Annotated in this window: 19 protein-coding genes; 8 read left to right on the forward strand and 11 right to left on the reverse strand. The window is 61.0% G+C overall.

What is annotated here, in order from left to right:
- Window positions 1–215: 215 nt before the first annotated feature.
- The 5 genes from V9L13_RS22645 (at window position 216) to V9L13_RS22665 (ending at window position 7353) form a co-directional block, all read left to right on the forward strand.
- Window positions 216–2000: a glucan biosynthesis protein G gene (locus tag V9L13_RS22645; RefSeq protein ID WP_262143492.1), complete on the forward strand. Its 1785-nt coding sequence runs from the start codon at window positions 216–218 to the stop codon at window positions 1998–2000.
- Entirely contained in the window at window positions 1993–4563 is a 2571-nt protein-coding gene (gene mdoH / locus V9L13_RS22650) for a glucans biosynthesis glucosyltransferase MdoH (RefSeq protein ID WP_003220831.1), read from the forward strand. The genes V9L13_RS22645 and mdoH overlap by 8 nt, the downstream gene beginning before the upstream one ends.
- 173 nt (window positions 4564–4736) lie before the next feature.
- Entirely contained in the window at window positions 4737–5534 is a 798-nt protein-coding gene (locus V9L13_RS22655) for a transporter substrate-binding domain-containing protein (protein WP_003220833.1), read from the forward strand.
- A gap of 132 nt (window positions 5535–5666) precedes the next feature.
- Window positions 5667–6626 (forward strand): amino acid ABC transporter permease, encoded by a 960-nt coding sequence (locus V9L13_RS22660; RefSeq protein WP_103485248.1) that lies wholly within the window; start codon window positions 5667–5669, stop codon window positions 6624–6626.
- Complete coding sequence (locus tag V9L13_RS22665; RefSeq protein WP_103520646.1) at window positions 6619–7353, forward strand: amino acid ABC transporter ATP-binding protein; 735 nt, start codon at window positions 6619–6621, stop codon at window positions 7351–7353. The genes V9L13_RS22660 and V9L13_RS22665 overlap by 8 nt, the downstream gene beginning before the upstream one ends.
- Window positions 7354–7500: 147 nt before the next feature.
- On the opposite strand, the gene V9L13_RS22670 is transcribed toward V9L13_RS22665, so the two are convergent.
- The 10 genes from V9L13_RS22670 to ubiE all read right to left on the reverse strand — a co-directional run bounded on the left by V9L13_RS22670 (window position 7501) and on the right by ubiE (window position 15703).
- Window positions 7501–9417 (reverse strand): methyl-accepting chemotaxis protein, encoded by a 1917-nt coding sequence (locus tag V9L13_RS22670; RefSeq protein ID WP_338800591.1) that lies wholly within the window; start codon window positions 9415–9417, stop codon window positions 7501–7503.
- Between the two features lie 226 nt (window positions 9418–9643).
- Window positions 9644–10351 (reverse strand): 16S rRNA (uracil(1498)-N(3))-methyltransferase, encoded by a 708-nt coding sequence (locus V9L13_RS22675; protein ID WP_201136009.1) that lies wholly within the window; start codon window positions 10349–10351, stop codon window positions 9644–9646.
- Window positions 10348–11139: a twin-arginine translocase subunit TatC gene (tatC, locus tag V9L13_RS22680; RefSeq protein ID WP_003220842.1), complete on the reverse strand. Its 792-nt coding sequence runs from the start codon at window positions 11137–11139 to the stop codon at window positions 10348–10350. The genes V9L13_RS22675 and tatC overlap by 4 nt, the downstream gene beginning before the upstream one ends.
- Window positions 11136–11585 carry a Sec-independent protein translocase protein TatB gene (gene tatB, locus V9L13_RS22685; RefSeq protein ID WP_338800592.1) on the reverse strand — a complete coding sequence of 150 codons (450 nt, stop codon included), beginning with the start codon at window positions 11583–11585 and terminating at the stop codon, window positions 11136–11138. Before tatB ends, tatC begins: the two co-directional genes overlap by 4 nt.
- 9 nt (window positions 11586–11594) lie before the next feature.
- A complete protein-coding gene (locus V9L13_RS22690; RefSeq protein WP_003220847.1) occupies window positions 11595–11876 on the reverse strand; it encodes a twin-arginine translocase TatA/TatE family subunit in 282 nt (93 codons plus the stop codon).
- Between the two features lie 25 nt (window positions 11877–11901).
- Entirely contained in the window at window positions 11902–12234 is a 333-nt protein-coding gene (locus V9L13_RS22695) for a phosphoribosyl-ATP diphosphatase (RefSeq protein ID WP_007909355.1), read from the reverse strand.
- On the reverse strand, window positions 12227–12628 hold the full coding sequence (hisI, locus tag V9L13_RS22700; RefSeq protein WP_003220851.1) for a phosphoribosyl-AMP cyclohydrolase: 402 nt from the start codon (window positions 12626–12628) through the stop codon (window positions 12227–12229). Before hisI ends, V9L13_RS22695 begins: the two co-directional genes overlap by 8 nt.
- Before the next feature lie 80 nt (window positions 12629–12708).
- Complete coding sequence (gene ubiB, locus V9L13_RS22705; protein WP_027611297.1) at window positions 12709–14313, reverse strand: ubiquinone biosynthesis regulatory protein kinase UbiB; 1605 nt, start codon at window positions 14311–14313, stop codon at window positions 12709–12711.
- Window positions 14310–14933 (reverse strand): SCP2 domain-containing protein, encoded by a 624-nt coding sequence (locus V9L13_RS22710; protein WP_003220855.1) that lies wholly within the window; start codon window positions 14931–14933, stop codon window positions 14310–14312. Before V9L13_RS22710 ends, ubiB begins: the two co-directional genes overlap by 4 nt.
- On the reverse strand, window positions 14933–15703 hold the full coding sequence (ubiE, locus tag V9L13_RS22715) for a bifunctional demethylmenaquinone methyltransferase/2-methoxy-6-polyprenyl-1,4-benzoquinol methylase UbiE (RefSeq protein WP_003220857.1): 771 nt from the start codon (window positions 15701–15703) through the stop codon (window positions 14933–14935). The genes V9L13_RS22710 and ubiE overlap by 1 nt, the downstream gene beginning before the upstream one ends.
- Window positions 15704–15857: 154 nt before the next feature.
- On the opposite strand from ubiE, the gene V9L13_RS22720 reads away from it, so the two are divergent.
- From V9L13_RS22720 to V9L13_RS22730, 3 genes are all read left to right on the forward strand, one after another.
- Window positions 15858–16133 (forward strand): polyhydroxyalkanoic acid system family protein, encoded by a 276-nt coding sequence (locus tag V9L13_RS22720; protein ID WP_003220859.1) that lies wholly within the window; start codon window positions 15858–15860, stop codon window positions 16131–16133.
- A gap of 244 nt (window positions 16134–16377) precedes the next feature.
- A complete protein-coding gene (locus V9L13_RS22725; RefSeq protein WP_338800593.1) occupies window positions 16378–16800 on the forward strand; it encodes a phasin family protein in 423 nt (140 codons plus the stop codon).
- 10 nt (window positions 16801–16810) lie between these two features.
- The gene (locus tag V9L13_RS22730) at window positions 16811–17731 is read left to right on the forward strand and encodes a phasin family protein (RefSeq protein WP_338800594.1); all 921 of its coding nucleotides are present in this window, start codon (window positions 16811–16813) and stop codon (window positions 17729–17731) included.
- A 256-nt stretch (window positions 17732–17987) separates the two neighbouring features.
- On the opposite strand, the gene V9L13_RS22735 is transcribed toward V9L13_RS22730, so the two are convergent.
- The gene (locus tag V9L13_RS22735; RefSeq protein WP_103520650.1) at window positions 17988–18608 is read right to left on the reverse strand and encodes a TetR/AcrR family transcriptional regulator; all 621 of its coding nucleotides are present in this window, start codon (window positions 18606–18608) and stop codon (window positions 17988–17990) included.
- Between the last annotated feature and the right edge of the window lie 11 nt (window positions 18609–18619).

Genomic DNA, 18619 nt, shown 5'->3' on the forward strand with positions numbered 1-18619 from the left:
CATTTTTGACTTAGGTAGAGACTTGTCTGGATCCGATTGGGGAATCATTTTGCCCTAGCGGAGTCGGAACAATGCTCGCCAACTTGGCAAGGGTGCGCTGGGAGGTCGGCTTTTCAAAGTCGAGAATCCCACAGGCACTTAATCTGGCCGTTGGTTTTTTGATCTGTTTTCGGCGAGGGTTGCTCGTGATTGTTAGTCCCTGTAATGCAGCAAAAATGTCTGCCAAACGCATGCGAAGTGCCCTGGTAGCGGGTTCGGCGCTCCTGTGCCTGCTCAGCGCCGGCCAGCTTTGGGCGTTCAATCTTGACGATGTATCGGCCAAGGCTAAAGAGCTGGCCGGGCAGAAGTTCGAAGCCCCGCGCAGCAACCTGCCGAACGAATTCCGTGACATGAAGTTCGCGGATTACCAGAAAATCCGCTTCCTCACCGAAAAGGCGGAGTGGGCCGATCAGAAGACTCCATTCAAGCTGTCCTTCTACCACCAGGGCATGCACTTCGATACACCGGTGAAAATCAACGAAATCACGGCGAACACCGTCGAAGAGATCAAATACGATCCGACCCGCTTCGATTTCGGCGACCTCAAGTTCGATCCGAAGGCCACTGAGCAACTGGGCTACGCCGGTTTCCGTGTGCTGTACCCGATCAACAAGGCCGACAAGCAAGACGAAATCATGACCATGCTCGGCGCGAGCTACTTCCGCGTCGTCGGCAAAGGTCACACCTACGGTCTGTCGGCCCGTGGCCTGGCGATCGATACCGCGCTGCCGTCGGGCGAAGAATTCCCGCGTTTCCGCGAGTTCTGGATTCAACAGCCGAAGCCGGGCGACAAGCACCTGGTGATCTTTGCCCTGCTTGATTCGCCGCGTGCCACCGGTGCCTACCGCCTGATCGTGCGCCCGGGCAGCGACACCATTGTCGACGTCAAAGCGCAGATGTTCCTGCGTGACAAGGTCGGCAAACTGGGCATCGCGCCGTTGACCAGCATGTTCCTGTTCGGCGCCAACCAGCCGTCGAAAGTCCTCAACTACCGTCGTGAACTGCACGACTCCAGCGGTCTGTCGATTCATGCCGGCAACGGCGAGTGGATCTGGCGTCCGCTGAACAACCCGAAACACCTGTCCGTGAGCAACTTCAGTGTCGAGAACCCGCGTGGGTTCGGCCTGCTGCAGCGCGGCCGTGACTTCAGCCACTACGAAGACCTCGACGATCGCTACGACAAGCGCCCAAGCGCCTGGATCGAGCCGAAGGGCGAGTGGGGCAAGGGCACCGTTGATCTGGTAGAAATCCCGACTGCCGACGAAACCAACGACAACATCGTTGCCTTCTGGAGTCCGGAAACCATGCCGGAGCCAGGCAAGCCGCTGGATTTCGCCTACCGCATGCACTGGACAATGGACGAAGCGGCGATTCACGCCCCCGACAGCGCCTGGGTCAAGCAGACCTTGCGTTCGACCGGCGACGTCAAACAGTCGAACCTGATCCGTCAGCCGGACGGCAGCGTCGCTTACCTGGTCGACTTCGAAGGTCCATCGCTGGCGGCTCTGGCCCCGGATGCCGACGTGCGCAGTCAGGTCAGCGTTGGCGATAACGCCGAACTGGTCGAGAACAGCGTGCGCTACAACCCGGAAACCAAGGGCTGGCGCCTGACTCTGCGGATGAAGATCAAGGACGCGAGCAAGGCCACCGAGATGCGCGCCGCACTGGTACAGCCAGTCGTGACCGCTGATCTGGCCAAGTCTTCGGTACCGGCGTCGAACTCGTCGGTGGCCAAGGCTGACAAGGTCGCGGCCAAGCAACAAGAGAAGGAAGACAAGGAAGCCAAGGCCGCGGAAGCCAAACAGGCCGACGCCAAGCCAACCGCAGATGCCAAGGACAAGGCCAACAAAGACGCCAAGCAGCCAACCGCTGCAGACGCGGCCCCAGCCACACCGGAATCGGCACCGACTGAAGAAGTCCTGACCGAGACCTGGAGCTATCAGTTGCCTGCCGATGAGTAACTCTCAAGTACAGCCGGAGACTCTGTCCGAGTATCTGGCGCATCTGCCGATGACCGACGAGCAGCGCGCGGAACTCGCGGGCTGCCAGTCCTTCAGCGAACTGCACCAGCGCCTGTCGTCGTCGACGTTCGACGCCCCTGCCGAAGCCGCCCAGGCTTCGGTGGGCAAGCGTCTGACCCTGAGCACCGCCGAAGAACTCGAAGAGGCGGAAATGCTGGTGCTGGACGCCAGTGGCCGGGTCAGCCTGAAAGCCACGCCGCCGATTCGCCGCACGAAGGTCGTGCCGGAGCCGTGGCGCACCAATATTCTGGTGCGTGGCTGGCGCCGCCTGACCGGGCGCACCAATCCGCCGAAGCCGCCGAAAGACGAGCGTGTTCTGCCGGCTGCGCGCTGGCGCACCGTCGGTTCGATCCGTCGCTACATTCTGTTGCTGCTGATGCTCGGTCAGACCATCGTTGCCGGCTGGTACATGAAAGGCATCATGCCGTACCAGGGCTGGTCGTTCGTCGATCTGGACGAAGTCCTGCACCAGCCGCTGCTGCAAACCGCGACGCAAGTGCTGCCGTACGCACTGCAAACCAGCATCCTGATTCTGTTCGGAATTCTGTTCTGCTGGGTCTCGGCCGGTTTCTGGACCGCGCTGATGGGCTTCCTCGAGTTGCTCACCGGTCACGATAAATACCGTATCTCCGGCAAAAGCGCGGGCAACGAGCCGATTCCGAAAGACGCCCGTACTGCGCTGGTGATGCCGATCTGCAATGAAGACGTGCCGCGGGTATTCGCCGGTCTGCGCGCCACGTTCGAATCGGTCGCGGCCACCGGTGATCTGGATCGTTTCGACTTCTTCGTCCTCAGCGACAGTAACGACACCGATATCTGCGTTGCCGAGCAACAGGCCTGGCTGGATGTCTGCCGCGAAGCCAAAGGCTTCGGCAAGATCTTCTATCGCCGCCGTCGCCGTCGTGTGAAACGCAAGAGCGGCAACCTCGACGACTTCTGCCGTCGCTGGGGCGGTGACTACAAGTACATGGTCGTGCTCGACGCCGACTCGGTGATGAGCGGCGAGTGCCTGACCAGTCTGGTGCGCCTGATGGAAGCCACGCCGGACGCCGGGATCATCCAGACCGCGCCGCGTGCGTCGGGCATGGACACGCTGTATGCGCGTATGCAGCAGTTCGCCACCCGTGTTTACGGTCCGCTGTTCACCGCCGGTCTGCACTTCTGGCAGTTGGGTGAATCCCACTACTGGGGTCACAACGCGATCATCCGCATGAAGCCGTTCATCGACCACTGCGCCCTGGCGCCGTTGCCGGGTAAAGGTGCGTTCTCCGGGGCGATCCTGTCTCACGACTTCGTCGAAGCCGCGCTGATGCGTCGTGCCGGTTGGGGCGTGTGGATTGCCTACGACCTGCCGGGCAGTTACGAAGAGTTGCCGCCAAACCTGCTCGATGAACTCAAGCGTGACCGTCGCTGGTGCCACGGTAACCTGATGAACTTCCGCCTGTTCCTGGTCAAGGGCATGCACCCGGTGCACCGTGCGGTGTTCCTGACCGGCGTGATGTCGTACCTGTCGGCGCCGTTGTGGTTCTTCTTCCTGGTGTTGTCGACTGCGCTGCTGGCGGTGAACACGCTGATGGAGCCGCAGTATTTCCTCGAACCGCGTCAGCTCTATCCGCTGTGGCCACAATGGCACCCGGACAAGGCGATCGCGCTGTTCTCCACCACCATCGTGCTGCTGTTCCTGCCGAAACTGCTGAGCATCATCCTGATCTGGGCCAAAGGCGCGAAAGAGTTCGGCGGCAAGTTCAAGGTGACCCTGTCGATGCTGCTGGAGATGCTGTTCTCCATGCTGCTGGCGCCAGTGCGGATGATTTTCCACACCCGTTTCGTGCTCGCCGCGTTCCTCGGCTGGGCCGCGACCTGGAACTCGCCGCAACGTGACGACGACTCCACGCCGTGGAGCGAGGCGGTCAAGCGCCACGGCCCGCAGACCCTGCTGGGTTTCTGCTGGGCACTGCTGGTGATCTGGCTGAACCCGAGCTTCCTGTGGTGGCTGGTGCCGATCGTCGGTTCGCTGATGCTGTCGATCCCGGTGTCGGTGATTTCCAGCCGTGTCGGTCTGGGCCTCAAGTCCCGTGACGAGAGCCTGTTCCTGATCCCCGAGGAATACAATCCGCCGCAGGCACTGCTGGCGACCGACCAGTACACCCACGAGAACCGTTGGCATGCACTGAACGACGGCTTCGTCCGCGCCGTGGTCGATCCGCAGCAGAACGCCCTGGCGTGCTCGCTGGCGACGGCCCGTCACGGTCAGGCCGAGCCGATCGAGTTGCTGCGTCAGGAGCGTGTGCGTCATGCCCTGAAGGCGGGTCCGGCGGCACTGAGCAACCATGATCGCCTGCAATTGCTGAGCGATCCGGTGGCGCTGGCGCGTCTGCACGAGCTGGTCTGGGCCGAAGGCCACAACGAGTGGCTGGATGCCTGGCGGGCCTCGGTGAAAGCCGATCCGCATGCACCGCTGTTGCCGTTGCGACCGCTGAGCATGCAGGCTCAGCCGGCCTGATAAGAAGCCCCGCCATCCGGCGGGGCTTTTTTATTGTTAAACAAATCGTCCATTAACTCTTGTGCAAAAGAACGAGTGCGTTAGCATCCGTCCCCGAATTGGCGCACCTGGGCATTTTTGCCCGTCACTGCTGGTTTTCGCGCCGCACATGCAATGGTTTTGGGGACTTGAAGATGAAGAAGTATCTGTCGATGCTGCTGGTCGGCGTCACGGCACTGGTTGCAGTCAATGCGGCGCACGCCGGCGCAATCGATGACGCGGTCAAGCGCGGCACGTTGAAAGTCGGTATGGATCCGACTTACATGCCGTTCGAAATGACCAACAAGCGCGGCGAGATCATCGGCTTCGAAGTCGACATCCTCAAAGCCATGTCCAAGGCCATGGGCGTCAAGCTCGAGCTGGTGTCCACCGGTTACGACGGGATCATCCCGGCCCTGATGACCGACAAGTTCGACATGATCGGCAGCGGCATGACCCTGACCCAGGAACGCAACCTGCGCCTGAATTTCAGCGAACCGTTCATCGTTGTCGGCCAGACCCTGCTGATCCGCAAGGAGCTGGAAGGCACCATCAAGTCCTATAAAGACCTGAACACCGCCGACTACCGCATCACCTCCAAGCTCGGTACCACCGGTGAGATGGTTGCCAAGAAGCTGATCGCCAAGGCCAAGTACCACGGCTACGACAACGAGCAGGAAGCCGTGCTCGACGTGGTCAACGGCAAGGCCGACGCGTTCATCTATGACGCGCCGTACAACGTGGTCGCGGTGAACAAGGTCGGCGCCGGCAAACTGGTGTTCCTCGACAAGCCGTTCACCTACGAGCCGCTGGCCTTCGGCCTGAAGAAGGGTGATTACGACAGCATCAACTTCATCAACAACTTCCTGCACCAGATCCACGAAGACGGCACCTACGATCGCATCCATGACAAGTGGTTCAAGAGCACCGAGTGGCTCAAGGACATGGAATAACACTGGGTCAGTCAGACCGAGTCGCCCCATTCGCGAGCAAGCCCGCTCCCACATTTGAAATGCAGTCCAAATGTGGGAGCGGGCTTGCTCGCGAAGAGGGCCTGCCAGGCAACACAAAATCCGGAACCTGCAATGAAACAGAAAAAAGCCCAATGGCCCTGGCACGTCCTGACCGTGCTGGTGCTGGTCGGCCTGGCGGGCGCGTTGTATTACGCCACGTCGCTGATGTCCTACGAATGGCGCTGGAATCGCGTGCCGCAGTACTTCGCCTATCAGGCCGAAGAATCCCAGCGTGCCACCGATATTTCCACCGTCACCGAACTGGTGCGCAAGGGCGGCAGCGCGCAGGTCACCCTGCGCAACGACGCCGGTGACGAGCAGCATCTGACCGTCGACGAGAACAGCCTGCAATTCGCTCAGGGCGACGATGTGGCGGAAGGTGACGTCGTGGGCGTGACCCGACATTGGGCGGCAGGGCCGCTGCTGTGGGGCCTTTGGACAACGTTGTGGTTGTCGGTGGTGTCTGGAGTACTCGGTCTGCTGATCGGTCTGGTCACCGGGCTGTGCCGCCTGTCGAATAACCCGACCCTGCGCGACCTGTCGAGCATCTACGTCGAGCTGGTGCGCGGCACGCCACTGCTGGTGCAGATCTTCATTTTCTACTTCTTCATCGGCACGGTGATGAACCTGTCCCGCGAGTTCGCCGGGATCGCCGCGCTGTCGCTGTTCACTGGCGCGTATGTGGCCGAGATCATCCGTTCCGGCGTGCAGTCGATTGCCCGTGGCCAGAACGAAGCGGCGCGTTCGCTGGGTCTGAGCGCCGGCCAGTCGATGCGCCACGTGGTACTGCCGCAAGCGTTCAAACGCGTGCTCCCACCGCTGGCCGGACAGTTCATCAGTCTGGTGAAAGACACCTCGCTGGTGTCGGTGATCGCGATTACCGAGCTGCTGAAAAGCGGTCGCGAAGTCATCACCACCTCGTTTTCGCCGTTCGAGATCCTGTTCTGCGTCGCCGGCCTGTACCTGTTGATCAACCTGCCGCTGTCGAAAATCGCCAGCCGGCTTGAGCGGAGGCTCGCGCAAAGTGATTGAAGTCCGCGATCTGGTAAAAGTCTTCGATACCCGTGGCCAGGTAGTACGGGCTGTGGATAACGTCAGCACCACGGTGGCCAAGGGCGAAGTTCTGGTGGTGATCGGCCCGTCCGGTTCCGGCAAGTCGACCTTCCTGCGCTGTCTCAACGGCCTGGAAGAATTCGACTCGGGCTCGGTGAGCATCGATGGCCTGCAACTGGCCGACCCGAAAACCGACGTCAACGCTTACCGCCGCGAAGTCGGCATGGTCTTTCAGCACTTCAACCTGTTCCCGCACATGACCGTGCTGGAAAACCTCTGCCTGGCGCAGAAAGTCGTGCGCAAGCGCGGGCAAAAGGAAAGCGAGGCCAAGGCCCTCGCGTTGCTGGAAAAGGTCGGTATTGCGCAGAAGGCGCGGGAATACCCGTCACGCCTGTCCGGCGGTCAGCAACAGCGCGTGGCGATTGCCCGGGCGCTGGCGATGGACCCGAAAGTGATGTTGTTCGACGAACCGACTTCGGCCCTCGACCCGGAAATGGTCGGTGAAGTGCTGGACGTGATGAAGAACCTGGCCGTTGAAGGCATGACCATGGTTTGCGTGACCCACGAAATGGGTTTCGCCCGGGAAGTGGCGGATCGGGTGCTGTTCTTCGATCACGGCAAACTGCTGGAAGATGCTTCCCCAGCCGAGTTCTTCGATGCACCGAAGGATCCGCGGGCGCAGGCGTTTCTGCGCCAGGTCCTGTAATTTTCAGCGCCTGATCTGGCGCCTTCGCGAGCAAGCCCGCTCCCACAGTTGACCGAGTTGTCCAGGCGGACGCGGTCCAATGTGGGAGCGGGCTTGCTCGCGAAGGCATCACCTCGGATTTCAATCAACCGAGGTATTCGCATCACCTCAAACCTTGAACCGCCCCACCAGCATCTGCAGATGCGTCCCCAGCCGCGCCAGCTCAACACTCGACGCCGCGGTCTCTTCACTCGCCGCCGACGTCTGATCCGACACATCCCGCACATTCAGCACGCTACGGTTGATCTCCTCGGCCACGGCACTCTGCTGCTCGGCTGCCGCTGCAATCTGCTGGTTCATCGCCTGAATCGCCGAGACGGTGCGGGTGATGCTTTCCAGCGAACCGCCGGCACGGCGGGTCAGTTCGACGCTGCTGTCGGTCAGGCTGCGGCTGTTGTCCATGATCGTTGCCACTTGCTGGGTGCCGTTCTGCAGGCCGACGATCAGTTCTTCGATCTCTTCGGTGGACTTCTGCGTGCGCTGGGCGAGGCTGCGCACTTCATCGGCAACCACCGCAAAACCACGCCCGGCCTCACCGGCACGCGCCGCTTCGATCGCGGCGTTGAGCGCCAGCAGGTTGGTTTGCTGGGCTACCGATTTGATCACGTCGAGCACGCTGCCGATCTTGTCGCTCTCGCGTTTGAGCTCACCCATGGCTTCGGTCGAATGACCGACTTCAGCGGCCAAACGCTCGATCTGCGCGATCGCTTCACCCACCACTTTGTCGCCTTCGCGGGCCTGTTGATCGGCGGCCACGGCGGCTTCGGAAGCTTCCTCGGCGTTGCGCGCGACTTCCTGCACGGTGGCAGCCATTTCGTTCATGGCGGTGGCGACCTGATCAGTCTCGATCTTCTGATTGTTGACCCCGGCGCTGGTCTGCTCGGTCACCGCCGACAGCTCTTCAGCCGCACTGGCGATCTGCGTAACGCCGTCGCTGATGCCGCCGATCAGGTCGCGCAGGCCTTGGGTCATGCTCTGCATCGAACGCTGCAACTGGCCGAGTTCGTCGCGGCGTTGCGACACCAGGTTATGGGTCAGGTCGCCGGCAGCCACGCGTTCAGCGACTTTCAGGGTCTGGTTCAGCGGAATGATGATCTGCCGAGTGATCGCCCACGCCGCCAGCAGGCCGAAGGCCACGGCCAGCATGGTGGCGATGATCAACTGGTTTTTGGCTGCTGCGGCATCCGTGTCGCGCACGATAGTCTGAGAGTCGGTGAGTTGTTTGCTGACGTCGGACAGCAGGTCACCCTGCGTCGACATGCGGGCCAGCGCCTTGGCACTGGCGACCTGCGAGTCGCGGAACTGGCTGACGGCTGCGCGGTAAGCCTTGAGCGAGTCGGTGGCCTGTTGCAGGTTGGCGATGTGCTGCTCAGGCAATTTGGCCGGCAGGGTTTCGAGGTTTTTCAGGGCATTGTCGATGGCGTCGAGCGCAGGCTGCTCGGCTTCGGTCTTGCCGCTGTAGGTGTAGCCGCGCACCTGGAAGCGCGCCTGCTGGATCAATTTGCTCAGGTCGATGACCGCGTTGAACTGGGCGACGCTGTCGCCCTGCAACATGGACTTCTCCACCTCGGCGACCTTGGCCACGGCGTTGTCGGCGGTGGCGCCGAGTTTGCTGCGGGCGTCTTCGCGGTTGGCGCCGGCCTGGATCAAGTCGTTGAAGGCGCGCTTGTATTCGGCGACGGCGGCCAGTTGCTGGTCGACCTTCGCTGCGTCAGCCGGTTGTTCAATCTCGCCACGCGCAGTTTGCAGACCACTTTCGAGTTTACCGAGCAAGTCGTTGACCGCTCCTGGACCTTGTTCGCCCCGGCGCATTTCGTAGTCCAGACGCGCCAGACGCAGATCCTTGGTCAGCTCGTTGAGACTGGAGATAAACCCGAGCTTGTCGCCGCGACTGATGATGCCGTTCATGCCGGTCCAGCCGGTGAAGGTGATCAATAGCGTCAGCAACAGCACCAGGCCGAAACTGATCCCCAGCTTGCGTTTGACGCTGACGTTTCCAAGATTCTCGGCTAACCAACGGTACATGCGACGACTCCCCTCGGACCACTAATTGGACTTATGGGGACTGTATCGGCTGGGGGGTGGCAATCTGTAACCCGATTTGTCTGGAACGTAGCGGCATTGTGGCGAGGGAGCTTGCTCCCGCCCGGCGGCGCAGCCGTCGCAAAACCGGCAAACACATTTTCATCTGAAGGAAGAGCAATGGCCGCTTCGCGCCCAAGCGGGAGCAAGCTCCCTCGCCACAGTCCTTTTAGAACAGGCGGGCGAGCAGGGCGGTGACGGCGGTTTCGACGCGCAGGATGCGCTCGCCCAGTTGCACCGGTTGCAGGCCGGACTTGCCCAGCAGGTCGATTTCGTAGGGGATCCAGCCACCCTCGGGGCCGATCGCCAGCGTCACCGGTTCGCTCAATGCGCGCGGGCAGGGCGGGAAGTTACCGGGATGGCCGACCAGACCGAGGGTGCCTTCGCTGATCGCCGGCAGGCGATCTTCGACGAACGGCTTGAAGCGTTTCTCGATGATGATTTCCGGCAGCACGGTATCGCGGGCCTGTTCGAGACCGAGGATCAGATTCTCGCGAATCGCTTCCGGCTCGAGAAACGGCGTCTGCCAGAAGCTCTTCTCGACGCGGTAGCTGTTGACCAGAATCACCTTCGACACACCCATGGTCGCCACGGTCTGAAACACCCGCCGCAGCATCTTCGGACGCGGCAGGGCCAGTACCAGGGTCAGCGGCAACTTGGCCGGCGGTGACTGATCGAGGCTGACGCGCAATTCCGCTTCGCCGGCCTCAAGGCGCAGCAGTTCGGCCGAGCCCATCAAGCCATTGATGCGCCCGACCCGCAGGCTGTCGCCGACTTCCGAGCGATGCACTTCCTGCATGTGGGTCAGGCGCCGGTCACGCAGCACGACGCGGTCGGCCGCGATGAAGTCGGCCTCTTCGAGCAACAGCAGGTTCATGCCTGGGTCGCTGGCGGCTGGTCGTTGTGATCGTCGGCCGGATTTTCGTCCGGGCGTTCGCGCTTGCTGACCAGGCTGCCGAACAGAATGCCGATTTCAAACAGCATCCACATCGGTACTGCCAGCAGGGTCTGCGAGAAGATGTCCGGCGGCGTAAGGATCATGCCGACCACGAAGCAGCCGATGATCACGTACGGGCGAATCTTCTTCAGGTATTTGACGTCGACCACGCCGATCCACACCAGCAGCACCACGGCCACCGGGATTTCGAACGCGACGCCGAAGGCGAAGAACAGCGTCATCACGAAGTCGAGGTAACTGGTGATGTCGGTCATCATTTCCACGCCGGCCGGGGTGGCGGCGGCGAAGAATTTGAAGATCAGCGGGAACACGAAGTAATAGGCGAACGCCATGCCGGTGTAGAACAGCAGGATGCTGGACACCAGCAGCGGCACCGCGATGCGTTTCTCATGCTTGTACAGGCCCGGCGCGATGAAGCCCCAGATCTGATGCAGGATCACCGGAATCGCGAGGAACAGCGAGACCATCATCGTCAGCTTCAGCGGCGTCAGGAACGGCGACGACACATCCGTGGCGATCATCGTCGCGCCGACCGGCAGGTACTGGCGCAGCGGCGTCGAGACGAAGGTGTAGATCTGCTGGGTGAACGCGAACAACCCGGCGAAGATGATGAACACCGCCGCCACACAACGCAGCAGGCGGGTGCGCAACTCGGTGAGGTGCGATACCAGCGGCATGTGCTGGTCGTTTTCGGGAAGATCGCTCATGGGGCTCGCGGCGGCAGTGTGGAGTCGTGAGGAGCTGACGCAATAGGCGCAGCCGCAGGTGCAACGGGTTCGACAGGCTTCATGATCGGCGCAGCTTCAGCGGCTGCGGCAGAAACGTGTTCGACGCTCGCCGGCTGCTCCGCAACGGGAGCCGCAGGCGTCTGCTCTGCCACTGGCTGCACGGGCGTCGGCTCCTGCTGAACCGGCGTGAAAATCTTCCGCGCCTCCTGCTCCAGCGACAGGATGTGCTCGTTGTGCAGTTGCCGACGGATCTCGTCGGCACCGATCTCACGTTCAACTTCCTGTTTGATCGCGTTGAAGCTGCGCTTCAGCCTGCCGACCCACAGGCCGGCGGTGCGCGCAGCGCCCGGCAGACGCTCGGGGCCCAGCACCAGCAGGGCGACGAGGCCGACGAGCAGCAGTTCAGAGAAGCTGATACCAAACATTTGTCAGTCTCACACGTCTTTGCGGATCGGCTCTTCGACTTTCTGCGCCTGCACGTCGATGGTGTGCGGCGGGTTGGCCTGAGCGGTGGCCTGCGGCTGCACCGGTGGAACGGGCTGCGCAGGCGTTACGGTCGGATCGGCGGCCGGTTTTTCGTCATCGTTCATGGCTTTACGGAAGCCCTTGATTGACTCGCCGACGTCGGTGCCGAGGTTTTTCAGTTTCTTGGTGCCGAACACCAGCACCACGACTACCAGAATGACGATCCAGTGTTTCCAGTCAAAAATGCCCATGTTGCTGTTCCTCTCTAAAAATTGTTCAGGCGGACGGACGCGAGGCTTTCTCGACGTGTCCGGACAGACCGAAGCGACGATCCAGTTCATCCAGCACGGCCTGCGGATGCTGCCCCAGTTGGGCGAGCATGACCATGCTGTGGAACCACAGGTCGGCAGTCTCGTAGATCACATCGCTGCAGTCACCGCTGATGGCGGCGTCCTTGGCGGCAATAATGGTTTCGACCGACTCTTCGCCGACTTTCTCCAGAATCTTGTTCAGGCCCTTGTGATACAGACTAGCTACATATGAGCTGTCGGCCGCTGCGCCTTTGCGCTCTTCGAGCACTTCGGCCAGGCGAGTCAGGGTGTCACTCATGTTTATGTCCTGCGGAATAGATAGCGTGCGGGTCTTTCAGAACCGGGTCGACTGTCTTCCAGTCACCGTTTTCGTAGACGCGGTAAAAGCAGCTTTGACGGCCGGTATGGCAAGCGATGTCGCCGATCTGTTCGACCATCAGGATGATCACGTCGGCATCACAGTCCAGGCGCATTTCATGCAGGGTCTGTACGTGGCCGGACTCTTCGCCCTTGCGCCACAGCTTGCCACGGGAACGTGACCAGTAGATTGCACGGTTTTCCGCAGCGGTCAGTTCCAGCGCTTCGCGGTTCATCCAGGCCATCATCAGCACGCGTCCGGTCTTGTGATCCTGGGCAATCGCCGGCACCAGGCCATCCGCGTCCCACTTGATCTCGTCCAGCCAGTTTTTCATCTTCGACTCCGACAGCGAACCCCCACTTCGATAGTCGGGTTCAGGCGTTGAAACAGTGTGCCAGCCGATCAGCAAACTGGCTATCGGCGAACGACCAGATACAAGCCGACTGCCACCATGATGCCCGCCGGCCAATGCCCCAGTTCGTGCAACGGGCCGCCGGCGGCAAGGATCGTCCCGCCCGCCAGATGCGCGCAACCGAGCAGGCGCAGGAACCAGTCGTCCTTGCGTTTGTGCCACGGTGGCGGCGGGTCGTAGGCGTGCGGTTGCGACATGCGTTCGAGCAGGTCGCGGGCCATGTTGGCCAGGTGCGGCAGCTGTTCGAACTGGCTCTGCACGTTGCCGAGCAAGGCTTTCGGGCTGACGCGCTCGCGCATCCAGCGCTCGAGGAACGGCTGCGCGGTGTTCCACAGATCCAGATCCGGGTACAGCTGACGACCGAGGCCCTCGATGTTCAGCAGGGTCTTTTGCAGCAACACCAGTTGCGGCTGCACTTCCATGTTGAAGCGCCGCGCGGTCTGGAACAGGCGCATCAGCACTTGGCCAAATGAAATATCTTTTAACGGTTTTTCGAAGATCGGCTCGCACACGGTGCGGATCGCCGCTTCGAATTCGTTGAGTTTGGTTTCCGCCGGCACCCAGCCCGAATCGATGTGCAACTGCGCCACGCGGCGGTAGTCGCGCTTGAAGAAGGCGAACAGGTTGCGCGCCAGGTAGTCCTGGTCTTCCGGGGTCAGGCTGCCGACGATGCCGCAGTCGATCGCGATGTACTGCGGGCTCCACGGGTTGACGGTGCTGACGAAGATGTTGCCCGGGTGCATGTCGGCGTGGAAGAAACTGTCGCGGAACACCTGGGTGAAGAAGATCTCCACGCCGCGCTCGGCGAGCATTTTCATGTCGGTGCGCTGGTCGGCGAGGGTCGCCAGATCCGTCACCTGAATCCCGTAGATGCGTTCCATCACCAGCACTTTCGGCCGGCACCAGTCCCAATAGACCTGTGGCACGTAGAGCAGCGGCGAGCCTTCGAAGTTGCGCTTCAACTGGCTGGCGTTGGCCGCCTCGCGCAGCAGGTCGAGTTCGTCGTAGATGGTTTTTTCGTAGTCCTGCACCACGTCCACCGGGTGCAGCAGGCGGGCGTCGGCCGAGACCTTTTCGGCGGCGCGGGCGAGGATGAACAGCCACGCCAGATCTTGGGCGATCACCGGTTTCAGGCCCGGGCGGATCACCTTGACCACCACTTCTTCACCGGTTTTCAGCTGCGCGGCATGCACTTGCGCCACCGAGGCCGAGGCCAGCGGTTCGACGTCGAAACGGCTGAACACTTCGCTGATTTTCTTGCCCAGCTGTTCTTCGATCAGCTTGATCGACAGCTGCGAATCGAACGGCGGTACGCGGTCCTGCAGCAGCATCAGCTCATCGGCGATGTCTTCCGGCAGCAGGTCGCGGCGGGTCGAGAGAATCTGCCCGAACTTGATGAAGATCGGCCCCAGATCCTGCAACGCCAGACGCAGACGCGCGCCACGGCTCAGCTCCAGCGGCTTGCGCGGCAACCAGCGCCACGGCAGCACGTAACGCAGTGCCAGGAGAAACCAGGGCAGCGGCAGCTCGAACAGCAGGTCATCGAGGCGGTAGCGGATCACGACGCGCTGAATGCGCAACAGACGGCGGACGGCAAGCAGCTTCATGCGTTATCGCTTGGGTCGAGGGATCGGGAAAGGCGCTCGAAACGCGCCTCGAGACGTTCCAGATCAAGTTTGATCCGGTCCAGTTCGCTGAACCGCGCTTCGGCTTCGCGCTGCCCGACCAGGGTGCGCGATTCTTCGGCGAGGTATTCGGCGAGGTTCTGGTTGAGGCTGGCAAATCCTTGTTGATACCAGCGTGCGCGGCTGCGCAGGTGACCGCCAATCAGTTGCGTGGCGACCGGGCCGAGCCAGCGTGAGAGTTCGTACTCCCAGTCCAGCTCGAGGTCCTGCAGCACCCCGGCCAGCTCCAGCAGCACGCCGCTGTCACCATCGAGCTCGACTTCCGGGGCGTGCAGCACCGCGGTCTTGTCTTTGCTCACGGCCAGTTTCACCAGGCTTGAAGCGGGGGCGCGCAGGGTACAGTCGACGCCGGTTTCCCAGTGCGAGGCGAGCATCAGGCCCTCATCGCTGGGCAGGATGAACAGTTGCAGTGCCGGGCTGCGGCAATCGACGGCAATCACTTTGCCAGTCAGATGCGCCAGCCGCGGCAGCGCCGTGCTGTCGAGACGCAGCACCCGGTTGAGGCCGAGTTCGACGCTGGCGAGCAGCCCGGTGAGCAACATCAGGGCTTGATGCCGCGGTGCAGGGCGACGATGCCTGCGGTCATGTTGTGATAGGTCACGCGATCGAAACCGGCGTCGACCATCATCGACTTCAGGGTTTCCTGATTCGGGTGCATGCGGATCGATTCGGCCAGGTAGCGATAGCTTTCCGAATCGTTGGTGATCAGCTTGCCCATCAGCGGCATGAAGGCGAACGAGTAAGCGTCGTAGGCTTTCGACATCAGCGCGTTGGTCGGCTTGGAGAACTCCAGCACCAGCAGGCGGCCGCCGGGCTTGAGCACGCGCAGCATCGAGCGCAGGGCGTCTTCCTTGTGCGTCACGTTGCGCAGGCCGAAGGCGATGGTCACGCAGTCGAAATGGTTGTCCGGGAACGGCAGCTTTTCCGCGTCCGCCTGAACGAATTCGACGTTGCCCGACACACCCAGATCCAGCAGGCGGTCACGGCCGACCTTGAGCATGGATTCGTTGATGTCGGCCAATACCACCTGACCGGTAGGGCCAACCAGGTGCGAGAATTTCTTGGTCAGGTCACCGGTGCCGCCGGCGATGTCGAGCACGCGGTTACCGCTGCGCACACCGGAAAGTTCGATCGCGAAACGCTTCCACAGACGGTGCATGCCGCCCGACAGAAGGTCGTTCATCAGGTCGTATTTCGCGGCTACGGAGTGGAACACCTCAGCGACTTTTTCCGCTTTCTGGCTTTCCGGAACGTTTTTGAAGCCGAAGTGAGTGGTGGGTTCGGCATCGCTGCCTTTGCGCTGATCAGTCATATCGCTGTCACCAAAAGAGAATGCGCGACATTCTAATCCCCAAGCAATGCTTTGTCTTGGAATGGCTAAAGGTAAGATGGGCAACCTTCGGGACGATTTGCCGCAGACGCGGTCAAGATTTACCGTCACCTATTCATCAAGCAGGAGTCATTCAATGGCCAAAATCAGTGTTGAGCGTGCCCACAGCCTGGGCAAGGAAGCCGCCCGCGAGAAGGCCGACAAGCTGGCGCAGAAACTCTCCGATCAATATGGCCTGGAGCCGCAGTGGTCGGGCGACACCCTGAACCTCAAGCGCTCGGGCGTGAAAGGCGCGGTGCATGTGGCTGACGATTCGATCCGCGTCGACGTGGAGCTGGGCATCATGATGTCGGCCATGAGCGGCATGATCAAAGCCGAGATCGAGAAGGCGCTGGACAAAGCGCTGGTCTGATTTCTGCCGGAAATGAAATTCCCTGTGGGGAGCGGGCTTGCTCGCGAATGCGGTGCAACAGTCGACATTTCTCGTGACTGGTACACCGCATTCGCGAGCAAGCCCGCTCCCACATTTGTTTTGTGGTGCCCCTGTTGTTTATGTCAGTTGTTAGGGTGCCGTTTCTAATTTTTCTCCCTACTTTGTGCCTGAGCCCGACACCTTTGCGGGCAGTTCCTCAAACCTTCTGCGCGTGAGGTGGACCATGGCCAAAGTAATTCTGAAGAAAAAAATCGACGTTTCGACTTCTGCTCTGAGCGACGTCAAATCCTATGCCCGCAAGATCTGGCTGGCAGGCCTGGGTGCCTACGCCAAGGTCGGCCAAGAGGGCAGTGACTACTTTCAGGAGTTGATCAAGGCTGGTCAAACTGTTGAAAAGAAAGGCAAAAAAGTCGTCACCGAAAAGCTCGAAGCCGCCAACGCCGAGATCGACGAAGCCAAGGATGAGGTCAGCTCGTTCAAAGGTCGCGTCGAAGTTCAGCTCGACAAGGTCGAGAAGGCGTTCGACTCCCGCGTGGCAAGTGCCTTGAATCGTATCGGCATTCCGTCTAAACATGACGTTGAGACACTCTCTGCTAAGCTCGATGAGCTGACGGCATTGCTCGAACGCGTCGCGCGTAAATCTTAAGGAGAACGGGATGGCTGGTAAAAAGAACACCGATAAAGAAGGCAGCTCGTGGATTGGGAAAGTCGAAGACTACTCCCGCAAAATCTGGCTGGCTGGTTTAGGCGTGTACTCGAAGATCGACACTGACGGCAGCAAACTCTTCGAGTCACTGGTCAAAGACGGCGAGAAAGCCGAGAAGCTCACCAAGTCCGCAGTCGGCAAGAAAGTCGATGCCGCCAAGGATTCCGCTTCTTCGGCCAAGTCGCGCATCAGCGGCGTGAAAGATCGCGCACTGGGCAAGTGGGACGAGCTGGAAGGGGCTTTCGACAAGCGCCTGAACAGCGCGATTTCGCGCCTCGGTGTGCCAAGCCGCAATGAAGTCAAGGCGCTGCACAGCAAGGTCGAAACCCTGACCAAGCAGATCGAGAAACTTACCGGCGAGAAGGCACGTCCGGTAGCGGCGAAAACCGCTGCGGCCAAACCGGCAGCTAAAACTGCAGCGGCAAAACCGGCAGCCAAAACAGCTGCCAAGCCATTGGTCAAAGCGGCTGCCAAACCAGTTGCGAAGGCTAAAGCAGCCGTTAAATCCGTAGCGAAAACGGCTGCCGCCAAACCTGCTGCGAAAACAGCGGCCAAGCCGGTTGCAGCCGCCAAGGCAGCTGCGAAGCCTGCCGCTAAAACCGCGGCGAAGCCAGCAGCCAAGCCAGCAGCGAAAACCGCTGCCGCCAAACCTGCTGCCAAGCCAGCGGCCAAACCGGCTGCGGCGAAAAAGCCGGCAGTGAAAAAACCGGCCGCGCCGAAAGCCGCTGCGCCGAAACCGGCAGCACCTGCGGCAGCCAAGCCTGCTACCCCGGCAACCCCGGCCAGCGCGTCGAACTCCGCCGCTGCACCGACCCCGGTAGCCACCCCGACTGCTGCATCGACCCCGTCGACGCCAACCAGTCAGTCCTGATTTTTCAGGGCAAAACAAAACGCCCGGCCTGTGAAGGCCGGGCGTTTTTGTTTGTCTTTTTAAAAGCTTACCCTCACCCCAGCCCTCTCCCCGAGGGAGAGGGGGCCGATTCGGGGATGCTTCAGCCTTACACCGACCTGAAAGTGTTGTATTGAATCCATAATCGACTGGATTTTTCAGGTCGCCGTATCGCGTAAGACAATAAGGTCAGTCCCCTCTCCCTCTGGGAGAGGGTTAGGGTGAGGGGCTCTTGATTTCATTCGTGATCTTCGAGGTATTGCAGGGCCATCCGTTCAGTAGCCACTTTCACCGGCGGCAGCAGATGCGGTGCCACCAGCATCATGATCTGGTACACCACCAGTTTGACCTCACCCTCGCGATCGAGAATCCGCTGATAGTCCAGCGAGAACAGCAGGGTCATGGTGATCTGCTCCACCAGTTGCCCCAACGCCTGGGTATCACTGACCAATTGCCCCGACGCCTTCAGGCGCGCCAGCAATGACGCCAGCGTGCGCTTGAGTGCGTTGAGCAGATTGCGGATGCCCTTGGCCAGTTTTGGCAGGCGCCCGGCGAGGTTCGACAGGTCCTGGAACAGAAACCGGTATTGCGCCAGGCGCTCGACGATCAAGTGCAGGAACAGCCAGTAATCCTCCGGCGCCAACTCGGCATCCGATGGAGGATCGAGCAGCGGCGCCAGTTCATTTTGGAAGCGTTCGAACAGGCCGAGAATCAGCGGCTCCTTGCCGTGGAAGTGGTAGTAGAGGTTGCCGGGGCTGATCCCCATCTCATTGGCAACTTCCATGGTGGAGACGTTCGGTTCGCCTTTCTCATTGAACAACTGCAGAGCACATTCGAGAATCCGGTCGCGGGTTTTCATCCAGTCTTCTT

Origin of the sequence: Pseudomonas sp. RSB 5.4, from assembly GCF_037126175.1 — a bacterium.
Taxonomy (GTDB): domain Bacteria; phylum Pseudomonadota; class Gammaproteobacteria; order Pseudomonadales; family Pseudomonadaceae; genus Aquipseudomonas; species Aquipseudomonas fluorescens_H.